The sequence below is a fragment of the Roseovarius sp. A46 genome (assembly GCF_004126395.1).
Classification (GTDB): Bacteria; Pseudomonadota; Alphaproteobacteria; order Rhodobacterales; family Rhodobacteraceae; genus Roseovarius; species Roseovarius nitratireducens.
Genome location: NZ_PVWS01000005.1, coordinates 45,689 through 63,700 on the forward strand (window position 1 = coordinate 45,689; position 18,012 = coordinate 63,700).

Sequence of the window (18,012 nt, forward strand, 5' to 3'; positions counted from 1 at the left end):
GGTGACGGGCGCGCTGTTTTCCGTCGCGGGTCGGGTGGCTTGTGTCACCGGCGCAAGTTCGGGCCTCGGGCGGCGCGCGGCGCTGGTGCTGGCGCGGGCGGGGGCGCGGGTGGTGGGCGTAGCGCGGCGGCGCGCGGCGCTCGACGCGTGGCGCGCCGAGGCGGCGGGCGAGACGGGGACCGAGACGGCGGCGGTTGTGGGCGATGTCGCGGACATGGATGGGCTCGGCGATCTCGCCGAGGCCATCGCCGCGCCGTTCGGCCCGCCCGATATCGTGGTCCATGCCGCTGGGCTCAACACGCGGGAAGCGGCGGACGCGGTGACGCGCGCGGGCTGGGAGGCGACGCTGGCAGTGAACCTCTCGGCGCCTTTCTTCCTGAGCCAGGCATTGGTCCCGGAGATGCAGGCGCGGGGCTGGGGGCGGATCGTCAATTTCGCCTCGCTGCAATCCTTTCGCGCGTTTCCGGGCGGCATCGCCTATGGCGCGAGCAAGGGTGGCGTGGCGCAGATGACCCGCGCGATGGCCGAGGCGTGGTCGGCCCACGGCATTACCGTGAACGCGCTCGGGCCGGGATTTTTCCCCACCGAGCTGACGGCGGCGGTGTTCGATGACCCCGACCGCGCGGCGCGGAACGCCGCCGCTACCTGCATCGGGCGCAACGGGCGGGCGGAGGACCTCGACGGGCCGCTGCTGTTCCTGTGCTCGGATGCCTCGGCCTATGTCACGGGGCAGGTGCTGATGGTGGACGGGGGGTTCACGGCGCGATGAGGGCGCTGGTCTATACCGGTCGCGAGACGCTGGATTATCGCGAGGTGCCGGAGCCGCGCCCGGAGGCAGGCGAGGTGCTGATCCGCGTTGCCGCCGTGGGCATCTGCGGTTCTGACATGCACGCATATCTAGGCCATGACGCGCGCCGTCCCGCGCCGCTCATCCTCGGGCACGAGGCGGCGGGGGTGATCGCGGGCGGCCCGCGCGCGGGCGAACGGGTGACGATCAACCCGCTGGTGACCTGCGGGGACTGCCCGGCTTGCCGGGCGGGACGCGAGAACCTGTGCCCGGCGCGGCAGATCATCTCGATGCCGCCGCGCGAGGGGGCGTTTGCCGACGCGGTGCGGATGCCGGAGCGCAACCTGGTGGTGGTGCCTGACGATGTGCCGCTGGAGGTGGCCGCGCTGGCCGAGCCGCTGGCGGTGAGCTGGCACGCGGTGCGGCTGGGGCTGGCGGCGCTTGCCCCGGGGCAGGGGGCGCGCGCGCTGGTGATCGGTGGCGGGGCCATCGGGCTGGCGGCGGCGCTGGCGCTGGGCGCGCAGGGGTGCGGCGATGTGGTGGTGGTCGAGCCGAACGCGGGCCGCCGCGACTACCTGGTGCGGCGCTGCGGGGTGGCGGCGGTGCCCGAGGCGACCGGCGACTGGCCGCTGGTGATCGACGCGGTCGGGTTTGGTGCCACGCGTGCCGTGGCCTCGGCGCGGGCCGAGCCGGGGGGCGTGATCGTGCATATCGGGCTGGGCGAGGACGAGGGCGGGCTGGATATCCGGCGGATGACGCTTCAGGAGATCAGTTTCATCGGCACCTATACCTACACCGGCCAGGATTTCCGCGATACCTGCGCGGCGATGTTCGCGGGCCGGTTGGGGCCGCTCGACTGGGCCGAGACGCGGGGATTGTCCGGGGGTGCGGCGGCCTTTGCCGATATCCGCGCGGGGCGCGTGGCGGCCCCCAAGATCGTGCTGCGGCCCGGGGGGTGAGTGGCCTGAAGTGGGCGTTTGGTGCAACGCTTGAGGAGCCGCGCAGCGCCCGACCGCCGGGTGGGCGCTGCGCGGCGGCGCGTTCCGCGCCTTGATTCCGCGCATTGGCACTAGGACCTGAACGCCCTCTCCAGACCGAAACCCGGCGAGACGCGGGCCACGACAGCCCGCGCCGCCCTTACACCAACCGTGACGTCTCGATCGCGGCGCGGACGAAATCGGCGAAGAGCGGGTGGGGCGCGAAGGGTTTGGATTTCAGTTCTGGGTGATACTGAACGCCGATGAACCACGGGTGGTCGGACCATTCCACGATCTCGGGCAGGCGGCCATCGGGGGACATGCCGGAAAACGTCAGGCCGCATTTTTCCAGCTGCTCGCGATACTTGGTGTCCACCTCGTAGCGGTGGCGGTGGCGCTCGTCGATATGGGTCGTGCCGTAGACCTGCGCCACGCGGGAGCCCTCCTTGAGCACCGCGTCATAGGCGCCGAGCCGCATGGTGCCGCCCTTGTCGTCGCTGACCTTGCGCTGCACCTTCTCGTTGCCCTGCACCCATTCCTTGAGGTGATAGACCACCGGCTCGAACCGTTTATGGCCGGCCTCGTGGTCGAATTCCTCCGAGCCCGCATCCTTCAGCCCGGCGACGTTGCGCGCGGCCTCGATCACCGCCATCTGCATGCCGAGGCAGATGCCCAGGTAGGGGATCTTGCGGGTGCGGGCGAATTCGGCGGCGCGGATCTTGCCCTCGGTGCCGCGCTCGCCGAAGCCGCCGGGCACGAGGATGGCGTGGAAGCCCTCGAGATGCGGGGCGGGGTCCTCGCGCTCGAAAATCTCGGCATCGACCCATTCGACATTGACCTTGACCCGGTTGGCCATGCCGCCATGAATGAGCGCCTCCTTGATGGATTTATAGGCGTCTTCGAGCTGCACGTATTTGCCGACGATGGCGATATTGACCTCGCCGTCGGTGTTGTGGATGCGGTCGACCACGTCCTGCCAGACGGTCAGGTCGGGGCGCGGCGCGGGGCTGATCTGGAACGCGTCGAGCACCGCCTGATCGAGCCCCTCGTGGTGATAGGCGAGCGGCGCCTCGTAGATCGACTTTAGATCATAGGCGGCGACGACATGCTCCTTGCGGACGTTGCAGAAGAGCGCGATCTTTTCGCGTTCCTTGTCGGGGATCGGCTGCTCGGAGCGGCAGACGAGGATGTCCGGGGCGATGCCGATGGATTGCAGTTCCTTGACCGAGTGCTGGGTCGGCTTGGTCTTGAGTTCGCCGGAGGCGGCGAGATAGGGCAGGAGGGTGAGGTGCATGAAGATGCATTGCCCGCGCGCGCGGTCATGGCTGAACTGGCGGATCGCCTCGAAGAAGGGCAGCCCCTCGATATCGCCCACGGTGCCGCCGATCTCGCACAGCATGAAATCGACCTCGTCCTCGCCGATCTTGAGGAAGTCCTTGATCTCGTTGGTGACGTGGGGAACCACCTGGATGGTCTTGCCGAGGTAGTCGCCGCGGCGCTCGCGCTCGAGCACGTTGGAATAGATGCGCCCCGAGGAGACGGAATCGGTCAGCCGGGCGGGGACGCCGGTAAAGCGCTCGTAATGGCCGAGGTCGAGATCGGTTTCGGCACCGTCATCGGTGACGAACACCTCGCCATGCTCGAAGGGCGACATGGTGCCGGGATCGACGTTGAGATACGGGTCGAGCTTGCGCAGCCGGACCGAGAAGCCGCGCGCCTGCAAGAGCGCGCCCAACGCCGCCGAAGCGAGCCCCTTGCCGAGCGAGGAAACCACGCCGCCAGTGATGAATATATACCGTGCCCTGGCCATGCGGCCCCCCCGTGATGCTGCGTCTCGTTCGCCGGTCAAAGCCCCGGATGGCCCTTGAGTCGCCACCCGATCACGGGATTTAACCCATAAAGGATTCCGTGCGCCCGCGCAAGACGGACGCTAGATCATGTTGCGGGCGCGCGCGGCACCCGCAATGGTTTGTGGTCAGTCCGCCGTCGGCGTGAGCGGCGCGTCGCTCGAGGGCGGCGGCAGCAGGTCATCGACATTGGGCAGGCCCGGCGCGGCCGGTTCTTCGGCCGCCGGGGTTTCGGTATCGCCCAGCCGGTCAAGCACCGAGACGCCCGAGGATTTCTGCGCCGCGAGCACCGTGAGCGTGAGCGACGTGGCGATAAAGGCCGCCGCGAGGATCCATGTGAGCTTGCCCAGTGCGGTGGCCGCCGCGCGGCCCGAGATGGCGCCACCCCCGCCGCCGCCCATGCCGAGCCCGCCGCCCTCGGAGCGTTGCAGGAGCACCACGCCGATCAGCGAGAGCGCCAGAAGCAGGTGGATGGTCAGGACGACGTTTTCCATGGGGGGCAGGGCCTGTCACTTGATCTCGGTCTGGGCGGTATCTATGCAATTCCACCGAGCGCCGCAACCCGCCTATTCGTCCACGTCATCCATGTCCGCCTGTCCCGAAAGCCTGCGGCGGACGTGGGACCAGCTCAGCCCGATGCCCAGCACCAGCGAAAGCGCCAGCAGCGCGATCCAGATGTTGAGGGTGGGATCCTCGAAGGAGACGATCCCGTGATCCCTGAGCACCCAGATCGCCGAGCCGACGATGGCCAGCACCATGATCATGCCGAACGCCCCGATCGAGCGCAGCGTGGCGCGCAGGTAGATCGTGTAGCCGACCATCAGCAAGAGCCCCAGCAGCACCGCCATCGGCATCTGCGCGCCCGCGTTTGCCTGCGCCCAGGTGAGGTAGTTCCATTCTGTCGGGTTGAAGGTCAGCGCCAGCAGCCCGAAGGCCGCCACCCACCTGGCGAAAAATCCCATGTCACGCCCCCTGCGAAAAATCATTTTCCCCGGTTTTCGCCCGGCGCGGCGCGCCTGTCCAGTGGGCGTGGGGCGAAATTCCGGTTTCGCCCCGCCAAGGCCCCCGGTATAGAGGCGCGCGGAATGCCGCAGGCGTGAGGAGAGATCATGGCCAATGTCGTCGTCGTGGGCGCCCAGTGGGGCGATGAGGGAAAAGGCAAGCTCGTCGATTGGCTGAGCGAGCGCGCCGACGTGATCGCGCGCTTTCAGGGCGGGCACAACGCGGGCCACACGCTGGTGATCGACGGCAAGGTCTACAAGCTCAACGCGCTGCCCTCGGGGGTGGTACGCGCGGGCAAGCTCAGCGTCATCGGCAACGGCGTGGTGCTCGACCCTTGGCACCTGGTGCAGGAGATCGAGGCCATCCGCGGACAGGGCGTGACCATCACACCCGAGACGCTGATGGTGGCGGAAAACACGTCCCTCATCCTGCCGATCCATGGCGAGCTTGACCGTGCGCGCGAGGAGGCGGCCAGCAAGGGCACCAAGATCGGAACCACCGGCCGCGGCATCGGCCCCGCCTACGAGGACAAGGTGGGCCGCCGCGCGGTGCGGGTGGCCGATCTCGCCGACGAGGCGACGCTGATCGCGCGGGTGGACCGGGCGCTGCAGCATCACGACCCGCTGCGCCGCGGCCTCGGCATCAAAGCCGTCGATCGCGAGGCGCTGATTGCCCAGCTCATGGAGATCGCGCCGCAGGTGCTGCCCTATGCCGCGCCGGTCTGGAGGCTGCTGGGTGAGCAGCGCCGCGCGGGCAAGCGCATCCTGTTCGAGGGCGCGCAGGGCGCGCTTCTCGACATCGATTTCGGCACCTACCCGTTTGTCACCTCGTCGAACGTGATCGCCGGGCAGGCGGCCACCGGCGTCGGGCTGGGCCCCGGCGCGATCGACTACGTGCTGGGCATCGTCAAGGCCTATACCACCCGCGTGGGAGAGGGGCCGTTCCCGACCGAGCTGCATGATGCCGACGGCCAGCGGCTGGGCGAGCGGGGGCGCGAGTTTGGCACCGTGACGGGCCGGCAGCGGCGCTGTGGCTGGTTCGATGCCTGCCTCGTGCGCCAGACCTGCGCCACCTCCGGCGTGAACGGCATCGCGCTCACCAAGCTCGACGTGCTCGACGGGTTCGAGACGCTCAGGATTTGCACGGGCTACGATCTCGACGGTCGTCGGCTCGACTACCTGCCGACGGCGGCTGATGAGCAGGCGCGCTGCACGCCTCTCTACGAGGAGATGGAGGGCTGGAGCGAATCGACGGAGGGCGCGCGGAGCTGGGCCGACCTGCCCGCCGCCGCCATCAAGTACGTGCGCCGGGTCGAGGAGTTGATCGGCTGCCCGGTCGCGCTACTGTCCACCTCACCCGAGCGCGAGGATACGATCCTCGTTACCGATCCGTTTGCCGATTGAGGAGGCAGCATGGCCCTGGGCTACAAGGCGCGCAAACGCTGGTCGCTGGTGGTGCTGCTGGTGGCGCTGCCCGCGTATATCGTCGCCGCCGTTACCCTCACCGACTGGCTGCGCGCGCGGTATGACGGCATGCCCATGCTGGTCGAACTGATCGTGTTCGTCGTGCTCGGTGTGGTCTGGATCGTCCCGCTCAAACGCATCTTTATCGGCGTGGGCCAGCCCGACCCGGACGAGCGGCAGGACCGGCCCTGATCTTCATCTTGCCGAAAATATCCAGCCCCCGGCGCAGGTCAGGCCCGCCGCCGAGGGGCTGGCTCAGCCGCGCATCCGGGTGCCGTCGGCGTCAAACAGCGGCTCGGTGAGCAGGCGGGCGGGGCACTTCTCGCCGAGGATCTCGATCTCGGCCTCCAACCCGGGTTCCGCGTCGCCCGCGGGCACCAGCGCCAGCGCGATGGATTTGCCCGCGTGGTGCGAATAGCCCCCCGAGGTGCAAAAGCCGCGCACGTCGCCGTCGATCCAGACCGGCTCGTAGCCGTTCACATCCGCGTCCGTTGCCTCGACTTCGAAGGCGACGAGCGTGCGCGCCGCCCCTGCCGCGCGCTCGGCCTCGGCGGCCGCGCGGCCGATGAAATCGGCGTTCTTCTGCCACGCGATGAAGCGGTCCATCCCGGTTTCGCAGGGGGTGTAGTCGGGCGAGAACTCTCGCAGCCACGCGCCGAAGAACCTGTCGAGCCGAAGCGACATCATCGCGCGCATGCCGAAGGGTTTCATGCCGTGGTTCTGCCCCTCGGCCCAGAGCGTATCCCACAGCGCGCGCTGTGCCATCGGGTCGCAATAGATTTCAAATCCCAGATCGCCGGTGAAGCTCACCCGCTGCACCAGGCAATCGACCATGCCGATGGTGACGTGGCGCAGGTCCATGAACCGCATGTCGGCCACGGCGTCGCGGGTGCAGGCCGTCAGCACGTCGCGCGCCTTTGGCCCGGCGATCTGGAAGCCGTTCAGCCGGTCCGAGATGTTCTCGACCTGCACGCCGCCGGCCTCGTTCATCTCGAACCAGCGCATATGCACCGCCTGAGCGCCGTAGGAGGCGGTGAGCTGGAACGCCTCGTCACCCAGGCACGACACGGTGAAATCGCCCCAGAGCCGCCCCTGCGGCGACAGCATGGGCGACAGCGACAGCCGCCCCGGTTTCGGGATGCGCCCCGCCATGATCCGGTCGAGCCAGTCGCGCGCGTGCGGTCCGGTGACGAGGTATTTGCCGAAATTGTGCACCTCGTTGATGCCCACGCCCTCGCGTACCGCGCGCACCTCGCGCGCGGTGGCGTCCCAGGCGTTGGAGCGGCGGAAGGAGGGCGTCTCGAAGCGGGGTTCGTGTCCTTCGGCGAAGTAGTTGACCACTTCCAGCCCGAACTGGTGGCCCCAGACCGCGCCCATCTGATCGAACACGTCGTACATGGGCGTCTGGCGGAACGGGCGGGCGGCGGGCAGTTCCTCGTTGGGGTAGCTGACCGAGAAGCGTTTCTGGTAGTTCTCGATCACCTTGGGGCGGGTATAGCCGGGCGTGATCCAGTCGCCGTAGCGGGCCACGTCCATCGCGGTCACGTCGCGTTCGCATTCCCCCTCGATCATCCATTGCGCAAGCATCAGCCCGACGCCGCCGCCCTGTGAAAAGCCTGCCATCACCCCGCAGGCGGACCAGTAGTTGCGCAAGCCCGGCACCGGGCCGACCAGCGGGTTGCCGTCGGGGGCGAAGGTGAAGGGGCCGTGGATCACCGACTTGATGCCCGCGCGCCCCAGCGCCGGGAAGCGGCGGTAGGCGAATTCGATGCTGTCCTCGATCTTGTCGAAATCGTCGGGCAGCAATTCGTGGCCGAATTCCCACGGTGTGCCATCGACCGCCCAGGGGCGGCAGGGCTGCTCGTAAAAGCCGATGCAGAGGCCGCGCCCCTCCTGTCGCAGGTAGCTCTCGCCCGCGGGGTCCATGACGTGGGGGTGCTCGCCCCCGCCGTCGATGATCGCGGCGATCTCGGGCACCTCGTCGGTCACCAGATACTGATGCTCCATCGGGTGCAGGGGCAGGTAGGTGCCCGCCATTGCCCCCACCTCGCGCGCCCAGAGACCGGCGGCGTTGACGACGTGCTCGGCATGGATGGTGCCCTTGTCTGTGACCACGTCCCAGGTGCCGTCGGGCCGCGGTTTGGTCTCATGCACCATGCAGTGGGTCTCGATGGTCGCGCCGCCCATGCGCGCGGCCTTGGCATAGGCGTGGGTGGTGCCGGAAGGGTCGAGATGGCCGTCGAGGGGGTCGTAGAGCGCGCCGATGATGCCGTCGGTATTGGTGACGGGGGCGAGGCGCGCGATTTCCTCGGGGGTGACGATGTGGGTATCGAGGCCCATGTAGCGGTGCTTGGCGCGTTCCGCGAGCAGCATGTCGAAGCGGTCGCGGTTGTCGGCCAGCGTGACGCCGCCGACGTGGTGCAGCCCGCAACTGAGGCCGGTGATCTCTTCCAGTTCCTTGTAGAGGCGGATGGTGTAGCCCTGCAGGGCGGCCATGTTGGTATCGCCGTTGAGCGTGTGAAAGCCCCCCGCCGCGTGCCAAGTGGAGCCGGAGGTGAGATCGGAGCGTTCCACCAGCATGACGTCGGACCAGCCGAGTTTCGTCAGGTGGTAGAGAACCGAGGCGCCGACGACGCCGCCGCCGATGACGCAGACGCGGGTGGTGGTTTTCATGGGTGCGGCCTCCTGTGGTGCGGGTTTTGCCCAAAGTGGAACGGCTGCGCGGGGCCGCATGTCGGTTTGCGACAGGATGTGTCGTTTCTAATTGGTGGTGCGGGGGCGGCGGGGCGGCTGCGCCGCGCTTTGCTACAAGAATGAGGGGCGCTGCCCCTCAAACTCCCCGGGGTATTTCGGCCAACAAGAAACCGCGGGCGTGGTAGCACAGCGACAGGATATGTCGGAGATCGGCAACCGGGCGCGGGGCGCGCGTTTCAGGGTGTCGGGGTGACAACCCGAGGGACACCCCATGAAGACCCATGCACAGGCCGTCGTGATCGGTGGCGGCGTTATCGGATGCTCGATCCTTTACCACCTTGCCAAGCTGGGGTGGCACGATGTCGTCCTGCTGGAGCGCGACGAGTTGACGAGCGGCAGCACCTGGCACGCCGCGGCGAATATTCACGGACTGCATGACAGCGCCAATATCAGCCGTTTGCAGCATTACACGATGACCCTTTACAAGGAGCTGGAGGCCGAGACCGGGCAGAGTTGCGGGGTGTTTCAGCCCGGATCGCTCTACCTCGCGCAGACCGAGAACCGGGTGCATCAATTGCGCCTGCAAGCGGCGAAGGCCAAGCTATATGGCATGAACTTCCACGAGATTTCCCGCGACGAGGCCGAGCGGTTGCACCCGCTGGTGAATTTCGATGGCATCCGCTGCATCATGTACGAGCCCGATGGCGGCAATGTCGATCCGTCGGGCGTGACCAATGCCTACGCGGTGGGGGCGCGGCAGCGTGGGGCAGAGATCCATCGCTTTACCCCCGTGATGGCGACGCTGCCGCAGGCGGATGGGACATGGATCGTCGAGACCCCCAAGGGCAATATCCATACCCCGTGGGTGATCAACGCGGCGGGGCTGTGGGGCCGGGAGGTGGCCAGGCTGGCGGGGATCGAGCTGCCGCTGCAGCCCACTGAACACCAGTATTTCGTGACCGAAACCATTGCCGAGATCGCCGGGATGGACCGGCGGCTGCCCTCGGTCGCGGACCGGGACGGCGAGTATTACCTGCGGCAGGAGGGCAAGGGTCTGCTGATCGGCGCCTACGAGCGCGACATGCGGTTCTGGGCCGAGGATGGCACGCCGCTCGATTTCGCGCATGACCTGTTTCCCGACGATCTGGAGCGGATCGAGGACAACATGATGTGCGCCATTACCCGCGTGCCGGTGGTGGGCGAGGCGGGAATCAAGCGGGTGATCAACGGGCCGATGATCTGGTCGCCCGATGCCAACGTGATCCTCGGGCCGGTGCCGGAGCTGAAAGGGTATTTCTGCTGTAACGGGATCATCCCCGGCTTTAGCCAATCGGCGGGGATGGGCTGGATGGTGGCCGAGTGGCTGGTCAATGGCGAGATGAAATACGACATGTTCGCCTGGGATGTGGCGCGGTTCGGCCTGTGGGCCAATGATCGCGATTTCGTCAAGGCGAAGGTCAAGGACCAATACGCGCACCGCTTTGCCATCCATTATCCCAACGAGGAGCGCGACGCGGGCCGCCCGCTGCGGGTGCGGCCCGCCTACGGGATGCAGCGCGAGATGGGCGCGGTGTTTGGCCTCAACTATGGCTGGGAGCATCCGCTGTGGTTCGCGGATGCGCCCGGTACCGTGGATACCAATGGCTTTACCCGGCAGAACTGGTGGGCGCCGGTGGGCGAGGAGGCGCGGATGCTGCGCGACCGCGCCGGGATCATCGACATCTCGAATTTCGCCAAGTACCGCGTCAGGGGACCGGGGGCGGAGGACTGGCTCAACGCCGTGTTTGCCAACCGGATGCCGCGCGCGGTGGGCCGGTCGTGCCTGACGCCGCTGATTGGTGTGCGCGGCGGGATCGCGGGCGACGCGACGGTGACGCGGCTGGGCGAAGATGAGTTCTGGGTGATTTCTTCGGGCATGGCGGAGCGTTATCACAAGCGGTTCTTGGACGCCGTGCCGTTGCCGGAGGGGACCACGTTCGACAGCCTGACCGAGGCGGTGTGCGGCTTCAACGTGGCGGGGCCCAAGTCGCGCGAGCTGTTGCAGCGGCTGACGAATGTCTCGCTTGAAACCTCGGATTTCCCGTTCATGGCGAGCCGACGGGTCGAGATCGCGGGGGTGGAGTGCGTGGCGATCCGCGTGAGCTTTACCGGCGATCTGGGCTGGGAATTGCATTGCGCAACCGATGATCAGGCGCGGCTTTACGCGGCGTTGATCGAGGCAGGGCGGCCCATGCGCGCGGGGCCGGTGGGCAGCCGTGCCCTGATGAGCCTGCGGTTGGAAAAGGGCTATGGCTCGTGGTCCCGCGAATACAGCCCCGAATACTGGCCGCAGGAGGCCGGGCTGGCCGGTCTGTGCAAGATGGACAAGGATTTCCTCAACAAACCGGCGTTGGAGCAGGTGATCGGCAACGCCCCGCGCGAGCGGCTGGTGATGCTGGCGCTGGACGAGGCAGACGTGACCGCGTCGAACGCCGATGCCACGGGCGGCGAGCCGATTTTCAAGGAGGGCGTCGGCGTGGGGCGCGTGACCTCGGGGGCCTATGGCTATTCGGTGGGAACGAGCCTGGCGCTGGGCTACGTGTCTGGTGCCGAGCCGGGCGACGCGGTCGAGGTGATGGTGCTGGGACAGCCGCACCGCGCGCGCATCCTGCACGAGGCACCGTTCGATCCGAAGGGGGCGCGGCTGCGGGCGTGAGACGGCCGTAACCGGATCGAGGGGGCGGCTGGCCCGGAGCAGACGGTCCGACCAGGGGTAGAGGAGCCGCGCAAGGGGGGCGGGCGCTGGGTGGCAGCGCCTGGCCAGACCGCGACCGTTTCGCAACGTTCACCATCTGTTCACAATTTCGGCTTGGACGACTCGCCGCTCTCCTCTATGTCATGGGCGGTGACAACGGGGGCTGCGACATGGCCGAACTCAGGACGATCTCGGTGCGCGGTGCGCGCGAGCACAATCTCAAGAGCATCGACGTGGACATTCCGCGCGATCAGCTCGTGGTGATTACCGGGCTGTCGGGCTCGGGCAAGTCGTCGCTGGCGTTTGATACCATCTATGCCGAGGGGCAGCGGCGCTATGTCGAATCGCTCTCGGCCTATGCGCGGCAGTTCCTCGACATGATGGAAAAGCCGGACGTGGATCATATCAGTGGACTGTCGCCCGCGATTTCCATCGAGCAGAAGACCACGTCGAAGAACCCGCGCTCTACCGTCGGCACGGTGACGGAAATCTACGATTACATGCGGCTGCTGTTCGCCCGCGTCGGCACGCCCTATTCACCGGCCACCGGCCTGCCCATCGAGGCGCAACAGGTGCAGGACATGGTGGATCGGGTGATGGCGATGGAGGCGGGCACGCGCGGCTATCTGCTGGCGCCGATCGTGCGCGACCGCAAGGGTGAGTACCGCAAGGAATTCCTCGAACTGCGCAAGCAGGGCTTTCAGCGGGTGAAGGTGGATGGCGCGTTTTACGAGCTGGACGAGCCGCCCACGCTCGACAAGAAATTCCGCCACGATATCGACGTGGTGGTGGACCGGCTGGTGGTGAAAGAGGGGCTGGAGACACGGCTTGCCGACAGTTTCCGCACCGCGCTCGATCTGGCCGACGGCATCGCCGTGCTGGAGACCGCCCCGCGCGAGGGCGAGCCGGAGCGGATCACGTTTTCCGAGAATTTCGCCTGTCCGGTCAGTGGCTTCACCATTCCCGAGATCGAACCGCGGCTGTTTTCGTTCAACGCACCGTTCGGGGCCTGCCCCGATTGCGGGGGGCTGGGGGCCGAGCTGTTCTTTGACGAGAAACTCGTGGTGCCCGACGAGGCGCTGCGCGTGGGTGATGGGGCCATCGCGCCCTGGCGCAAGGGCAAATCGCCCTATTTTACCCAGACCATCAACGCCATTGCGAAACATTACGAGTTCGACAAGGCGACCCCGTGGAAGGATCTGCCCGCGCATGTGAAGCAGGTGTTCCTGTATGGCTCGGGCGAGGAGGAAATCCGCTTTCGCTATGACGAGGGCGGGCGCGTCTACCAGGTGAGCCGGGTGTTCGAGGGGGTGATCCCCAACATGGAGCGGCGCTATCGCGAGACCGATAGCGCGTGGGTTCGCGAGGAATTCGAGCGCTACCAGAACAACCGCCCCTGCGGCACCTGCGGCGGCCATCGTCTGCGCCCCGAGGCGCTGGCGGTGCGGATCGCGGATCTGCATGTGGGGCAGGTGGTGCAGATGTCGATCCGCGAGGCGCATGACTGGTGCGCGACGGTGCCCGACCATCTCACGGTGCAGAAGAACGAGATCGCCCGTGCCATCCTCAAGGAAATCCGCGAGCGGCTGGGGTTCCTCGTCAACGTGGGGCTCGATTACCTGACGCTGAGCCGCAACGCGGGCACGCTGTCGGGTGGCGAGAGCCAGCGTATCCGGCTGGCGAGCCAGATCGGCAGCGGTCTCACCGGTGTGCTCTACGTGCTCGACGAGCCCTCGATCGGGCTGCATCAGCGCGACAACGGGCGGCTGTTGCAGACGCTCAGGAACCTGCGCGACCAGGGCAACACGGTGATCGTGGTCGAGCATGACGAGGAGGCCATCCGCACCGCCGATTATGTCTTTGACATCGGGCCCGGGGCGGGCGTGCACGGGGGGCGCGTGGTGAGCCACGGCACGCCGGATGCGGTGGCCGCCGATCCGGCGTCGATCACCGGGCAATACCTGGCGGGCACCCGCGAGATCGCCGTGCCGTCCAAGCGGCGCAAGGGCAACCGCAAGAAGCTGACCGTGGTGCGCGCCACCGGCAACAACCTCAAGGATATGACCGCCGAGTTTCCGCTGGGCAGGTTTGTCTGTGTTACCGGCGTGTCGGGCGGGGGCAAATCGACGCTGACCATTGAGACGCTGTTCAAGACCGCCTCGATGCGATTGAACGGCGCGCGGCAGACGCCGGCGCCGTGCGAGACGATCAAGGGGCTGGAGCATCTCGACAAGGTGATCGACATCGACCAGCGCCCCATCGGGCGCACGCCGCGGTCGAACCCGGCCACCTATACCGGTGCGTTCACGCCGATCCGCGACTGGTTTGCCGGGCTGCCCGAGGCCAAGGCGCGCGGCTACAAGCCCGGGCGCTTCAGCTTCAACGTCAAGGGCGGGCGCTGCGAGGCGTGCCAGGGCGACGGGCTCATCAAGATCGAGATGCATTTCCTGCCGGATGTCTATGTCGAATGCGAGACCTGCAAGGGTGCGCGCTACAACCGCGAGACATTGGAAATTCGTTTCAAAGGCAAAAGCATAGCGGACGTTCTTGATATGACGGTTGAAGAAGCGCAGGAGTTTTTCCGGGCGGTGCCGTCGATCCGCGAGAAGATGGACGCGCTGGCGCGCGTGGGCCTCGGCTATATCAAGGTGGGCCAGCCGGCGACGACGCTCTCGGGCGGCGAGGCGCAGCGGGTGAAGCTATCCAAGGAACTGGCCAAGCGCTCCACGGGGCGCACGCTCTATATCCTCGACGAGCCGACGACGGGATTGCATTTCGAGGATGTGAAGAAGCTGCTGGAAGTGCTGCACGAACTGGTCGAGGCGGGCAACACCGTGGTGGTGATCGAGCACAATCTCGACGTCATCAAGACCGCCGACCACATCATCGACATCGGCCCGGAGGGCGGCGATGGCGGTGGCGAGATCGTGGCCACCGGCACGCCGGAGGAGGTTGCGCAGGTCGAGCGCAGCCATACCGGGCGCTATCTCAAGGATATGCTGGCGGCGCGCCGGGTGGCAGCGGAATAGCGGCAGTCGCCACAAATGGATCGAAATTCAAAACAAATACAAATAGGTCAATAACGTAAGTGATGACGTGTGCACTAAGTGTGCAACGTGAAATCGCCTTTCTGCGCGCTCCGCCCTGCGCTTGGCGGTTGCGATCATTCAGACCATTTGACGTTCGCTTGAACCCGTGAATTCACATTCATACCAGATCCTTTCATCGGGTAGCGCGCTGTGTTGAAAGCAGGGATTTGACTTGGCCTTTCACGGCTGCGGATCGCTTGCGACCCTGAGGCTCAGGGCAATTTGGCACCGTTCATGAGCAGATCAGATCGCCTTGACGGCCTTGGTCAGAAGGTCGCGGACCTGGCTTGCGACAGCGGTCAATTCGCCGTTATTGATCGCCTGCATCGAGGCCACCGGGTCGATCGCGCTGACCTCGACCCCGCCGTCCACCTCTCGCAGGATCAGGTTGCGGGGTAGCATCGCACCGACGCGCGGCTCCATCCCGATGGCTTCATGGGCCATCTTCGGGTTGCAGGCGCCGAGGATCCGGTAGGCCGGCATCTCGACGTCGAGTTTCTTTTTCATCGTGGCTTGCACGTCAATCTCGGTCAGAACGCCAAATCCGTTGTCGGCCAGCGCGGCGTGCGTGCGGTCGGCGGTGTCTTGGAAGGACACCCCATCGAAGGTACGGTTGATCGTATAGGTCATTGCAGCATCCTTTCAGTCGGAATCATCGACCGCGTGGCCGGGCCGATGTCGAGGAGAGTGTTTGGGTGGGCCACATCCGACACAAGGTCCGCACTCTGAAGCGGTTTCCCTTTTTGCCATGGTATCCCTGATTGCAGCGCACAGGGTGATCCAGATCAGTGTGCGTTCCAGTCTCTTCCGATTTGATGTGGTCAGAGCGGCCTTTGCCGCCACATTCAAGGAGATGTCGGATGAAACACGGGATTGCAGCACGATCGGCGACCCTGGCCACCGCGGCGGCCCTGACGGCGACCACGGCCATGGCGCAAGTCGGTGAAATGCCCAACCGGGATGCCCTCTTCTATCACGGGCACGGTATGATGTGGGGCGGTGGTCAATGGGGAGGATTCGGAATGGTGATTGGTCCGATCTTGATGATCCTGATCTTGGTCGCGATCGTCGTTGGCGTGATCTACGTCCTGCGGCTCTTCGGCGCGAACGGCAATGGCCAGCCGGTACATGATCGGGCGCTGATGTTGCTCAAGGAGCGCTATGCAAAGGGTGAAATCGACACCAAGGAATTTGAAGAGCGCAAGGAATTGCTGGCGCACTGATCGATGTCAATCCGGCGGGAATTTCGATCTGCCGGGCTTCGGGTGTCATGGATTTGTTCTTTCGCAGCCGGTCCGAAAACGGGAAACACGCGAGACGAGGGGACAGCTTGTCTCACGTGTTTCTGGCTCACTCGTACTGGTACTTGCCCACCGATGTCCGGTGGACCTTCAGTTTATAGCCCCGCCGTCATCGAGCCACACTGATACAGGTTGGTCTGTGCCGGTGAATCCGGAAGTTTTTGGGCCGGAGTTGTTGTCTTGGCCGGTTTTCGCCTTGTCGGGCAGGACACGCGTTCCGGCCCGGCCCTTCAGGATCGCGCGCGCGTCTGTCAGTTGCCCAATGCCGGCAAGCTTGCCGCTGGCCCGAGCAAAGGCGATGGCGGCACCGACCTTCGGCCCCATCGATCCCGGCGCGAGTTCGAGGTCTTCGAGCGCCTCGGGTGTCGCGTCGCCAATCGCGCTCTGATCGTCGCTGCCATAGTGACGGAAGACCGCCGGCACATCGGTCAGCAGCAGGAGCGCGTCCGCGCCCAGCCCCGAGGCCAGCAGGGCCGCCGTTCGATCTTTGTCGATCACGGCTTCGACGCCAGCCATCTCTCCTTCCGTGTTTCGCACGACGGGAATGCCACCGCCCCCGGCGCAGATCACGGTGTGCCCGGCGTCCAGAAGCACCTTGATGGCTTCCAGTCCCACGATCCTGAGAGGCAGCGGCGAGGGAACGACGCGACGGTGGCCGCCGGACGCCTCGGTGATCATGGCCCAGCCATGATCTTGCGCTGCCTGCTCTGCCTCGGCCTCTGTGTAGACGGGGCCAATGGGCTTGCTTGGGGTCTCAAAGGCGGGGTCATTCGCGTCGACCTCTACCCGGCTCAGCAGGGTGGCGCATTGCGATCCCTCGGGCAGGGCGTTCATAAGCTCTTGTTCGATCAAATATCCGATCATGCCCTCGGTTTCTGCGCCCAGCACATCCAGCGGCCAGGGCCGGGCCGGATCGTAGGCCGCCCCTTGCAGCGCCAGCAGGCCGACCTGAGGCCCATTGCCATGCGCCACGACGATCTGATGATCGCGGGCCAGGTCCGCCAGCGCCGTTGCCGCGATCCGAACGTTCGTGTGTTGCGCAGCGACGGTCATCGGCTGCCCCCGCTGCAAAAGCGCATTGCCGCCAAGGGCCACCACCACCCGCATCTCAGGAACCCATCGTGGCCACAAGAACGGCCTTGATCGTGTGCATCCGGTTCTCTGCCTGATCAAAGACGACTGACGCGTGGGATTCGAAGACGTCGTCGGTCACCTCCATGCAGTCGATCCTGAATTTCTGGTAGGTATCTTCGCCGACCTGCGTGTCACGGTTGTGGAAGGCGGGCAGGCAATGGAGGAACTTGGCGTAGGGATTTCCGGTCATTTCTATTACCTTGGTGTTGACCTGATAGGGCGAGAGAAGGGCGATCCGTTCCTCCCAGACCGTGTCGGGCTCGCCCATGGAGACCCAGACATCGGTATAGACGAAATCGGCCCCTTCCAGCCCTTCGGCGTGCTTTTCCGTCAAGGTGATCCGCGCGCCCGTTGTCTCTGCGATCTTGCGGCACCGCGTGACGAGGTCCGTGTCGGGCCAGCAGCTGTGCGGGCCGCACAGGCGCAGGTCCATGCCGATCAGGGCCGCGCCCACCAGAAGCGAGGCGGCGGTGTTGTTTCCCACGTCGCCCATGAAACAGACGGCGATGTCGGACAGGTGCTTTTGTGTGAACTCGCGCATCGTCATCAGGTCCGCGAGGATCTGTGTCGGGTGGAAATCGTCTGTCAGTCCGTTAAACACCGGAACGCCAGAAAACTCTGCCAGCGCCTCGGCGTCCTTGTGGCCAAAGCCGCGATATTCGATTCCATCGTAGAACCTGCCGAGTACGCGGGCCGTGTCCTTGATCGACTCCTTATGGCCGATATGGCTGCCCGACGGCCCGAGATATGTAACATGCGCGCCTTGGTCGTAGGCCGCGACCTCGAACCCGCTGCGTGTGCGAGTGCTGTCCTTCTCGAAGATCAGCGCAATGTTCTTGCCTTTCAGTTGGGGCCGCTCATAGCCCCCGTTCTTGGCCATCTTCAGGCTGACCGCCAGTTGCAGAAGATGACGGATCTCGCCCGGTGAAAAGTCGAAGAGTTTCAAGAAACTGCGTCCGCTAAGGTTTTGTGGCATCAGGTCGT

14 protein-coding genes are annotated in these 18,012 nt (G+C 66.0%); 7 read left to right on the forward strand and 7 right to left on the reverse strand.

Annotation, left to right across the window (positions count from 1 at the left end; genetic code table 11):
• Position 1: 1 nt before the first annotated feature.
• Positions 2 to 769: an SDR family oxidoreductase gene (locus tag C6W92_RS04270; protein WP_129431810.1), complete on the forward strand. Its 768-nt coding sequence runs from the start codon at positions 2 to 4 to the stop codon at positions 767 to 769.
• Complete coding sequence (locus C6W92_RS04275; protein ID WP_129431811.1) at positions 766 to 1,746, forward strand: alcohol dehydrogenase catalytic domain-containing protein; 981 nt, start codon at positions 766 to 768, stop codon at positions 1,744 to 1,746. Before C6W92_RS04270 ends, C6W92_RS04275 begins: the two co-directional genes overlap by 4 nt.
• Before the next feature lie 178 nt (positions 1,747 to 1,924).
• On the opposite strand, the gene C6W92_RS04280 is transcribed toward C6W92_RS04275, so the two are convergent.
• The 3 genes from C6W92_RS04280 to C6W92_RS04290 form a co-directional block, all read right to left on the reverse strand.
• Positions 1,925 to 3,574: a CTP synthase gene (locus C6W92_RS04280; RefSeq protein WP_104020315.1), complete on the reverse strand. Its 1,650-nt coding sequence runs from the start codon at positions 3,572 to 3,574 to the stop codon at positions 1,925 to 1,927.
• Between the two features lie 165 nt (positions 3,575 to 3,739).
• Positions 3,740 to 4,105, reverse strand: a complete 366-nt coding sequence (secG, locus tag C6W92_RS04285) for a preprotein translocase subunit SecG (RefSeq protein ID WP_129431812.1) — start codon at positions 4,103 to 4,105, stop codon at positions 3,740 to 3,742.
• A 72-nt stretch (positions 4,106 to 4,177) separates the two neighbouring features.
• Positions 4,178 to 4,573 carry a DUF6524 family protein gene (locus C6W92_RS04290; protein ID WP_104020317.1) on the reverse strand — a complete coding sequence of 132 codons (396 nt, stop codon included), beginning with the start codon at positions 4,571 to 4,573 and terminating at the stop codon, positions 4,178 to 4,180.
• A 147-nt stretch (positions 4,574 to 4,720) separates the two neighbouring features.
• On the opposite strand from C6W92_RS04290, the gene C6W92_RS04295 reads away from it, so the two are divergent.
• Positions 4,721 to 6,016: an adenylosuccinate synthase gene (locus tag C6W92_RS04295; protein ID WP_129431813.1), complete on the forward strand. Its 1,296-nt coding sequence runs from the start codon at positions 4,721 to 4,723 to the stop codon at positions 6,014 to 6,016.
• 9 nt (positions 6,017 to 6,025) lie between these two features.
• Positions 6,026 to 6,268: a DUF2842 domain-containing protein gene (locus C6W92_RS04300; protein ID WP_129431814.1), complete on the forward strand. Its 243-nt coding sequence runs from the start codon at positions 6,026 to 6,028 to the stop codon at positions 6,266 to 6,268.
• A gap of 63 nt (positions 6,269 to 6,331) precedes the next feature.
• On the opposite strand, the gene C6W92_RS04305 is transcribed toward C6W92_RS04300, so the two are convergent.
• On the reverse strand, positions 6,332 to 8,749 hold the full coding sequence (locus C6W92_RS04305) for an FAD-dependent oxidoreductase (protein WP_129431815.1): 2,418 nt from the start codon (positions 8,747 to 8,749) through the stop codon (positions 6,332 to 6,334).
• 292 nt (positions 8,750 to 9,041) lie between these two features.
• Between C6W92_RS04305 and C6W92_RS04310 the strand changes: the two genes are divergently transcribed.
• Entirely contained in the window at positions 9,042 to 11,465 is a 2,424-nt protein-coding gene (locus C6W92_RS04310; RefSeq protein WP_129431816.1) for an FAD-dependent oxidoreductase, read from the forward strand.
• 209 nt (positions 11,466 to 11,674) lie between these two features.
• Positions 11,675 to 14,533 (forward strand): excinuclease ABC subunit UvrA, encoded by a 2,859-nt coding sequence (gene uvrA, locus C6W92_RS04315; protein ID WP_129431817.1) that lies wholly within the window; start codon positions 11,675 to 11,677, stop codon positions 14,531 to 14,533.
• A gap of 303 nt (positions 14,534 to 14,836) precedes the next feature.
• On the opposite strand, the gene C6W92_RS04320 is transcribed toward uvrA, so the two are convergent.
• Positions 14,837 to 15,223, reverse strand: a complete 387-nt coding sequence (locus C6W92_RS04320; protein WP_129431818.1) for a DUF302 domain-containing protein — start codon at positions 15,221 to 15,223, stop codon at positions 14,837 to 14,839.
• 230 nt (positions 15,224 to 15,453) lie between these two features.
• Here C6W92_RS04320 and C6W92_RS04325 point away from each other — a divergent pair, with 230 nt between their 5' ends.
• A complete protein-coding gene (locus C6W92_RS04325) occupies positions 15,454 to 15,816 on the forward strand; it encodes an SHOCT domain-containing protein (RefSeq protein ID WP_129431819.1) in 363 nt (120 codons plus the stop codon).
• A gap of 168 nt (positions 15,817 to 15,984) precedes the next feature.
• Here C6W92_RS04325 and arcC read toward each other — a convergent pair whose 3' ends face one another.
• Both arcC and argF read right to left on the reverse strand, forming a co-directional pair.
• Positions 15,985 to 17,001: a carbamate kinase gene (gene arcC / locus C6W92_RS04330; protein WP_129431820.1), complete on the reverse strand. Its 1,017-nt coding sequence runs from the start codon at positions 16,999 to 17,001 to the stop codon at positions 15,985 to 15,987.
• Between the two features lies 1 nt (position 17,002).
• Complete coding sequence (argF, locus tag C6W92_RS04335; protein WP_129431821.1) at positions 17,003 to 18,004, reverse strand: ornithine carbamoyltransferase; 1,002 nt, start codon at positions 18,002 to 18,004, stop codon at positions 17,003 to 17,005.
• Positions 18,005 to 18,012: the final 8 nt, after the last annotated feature.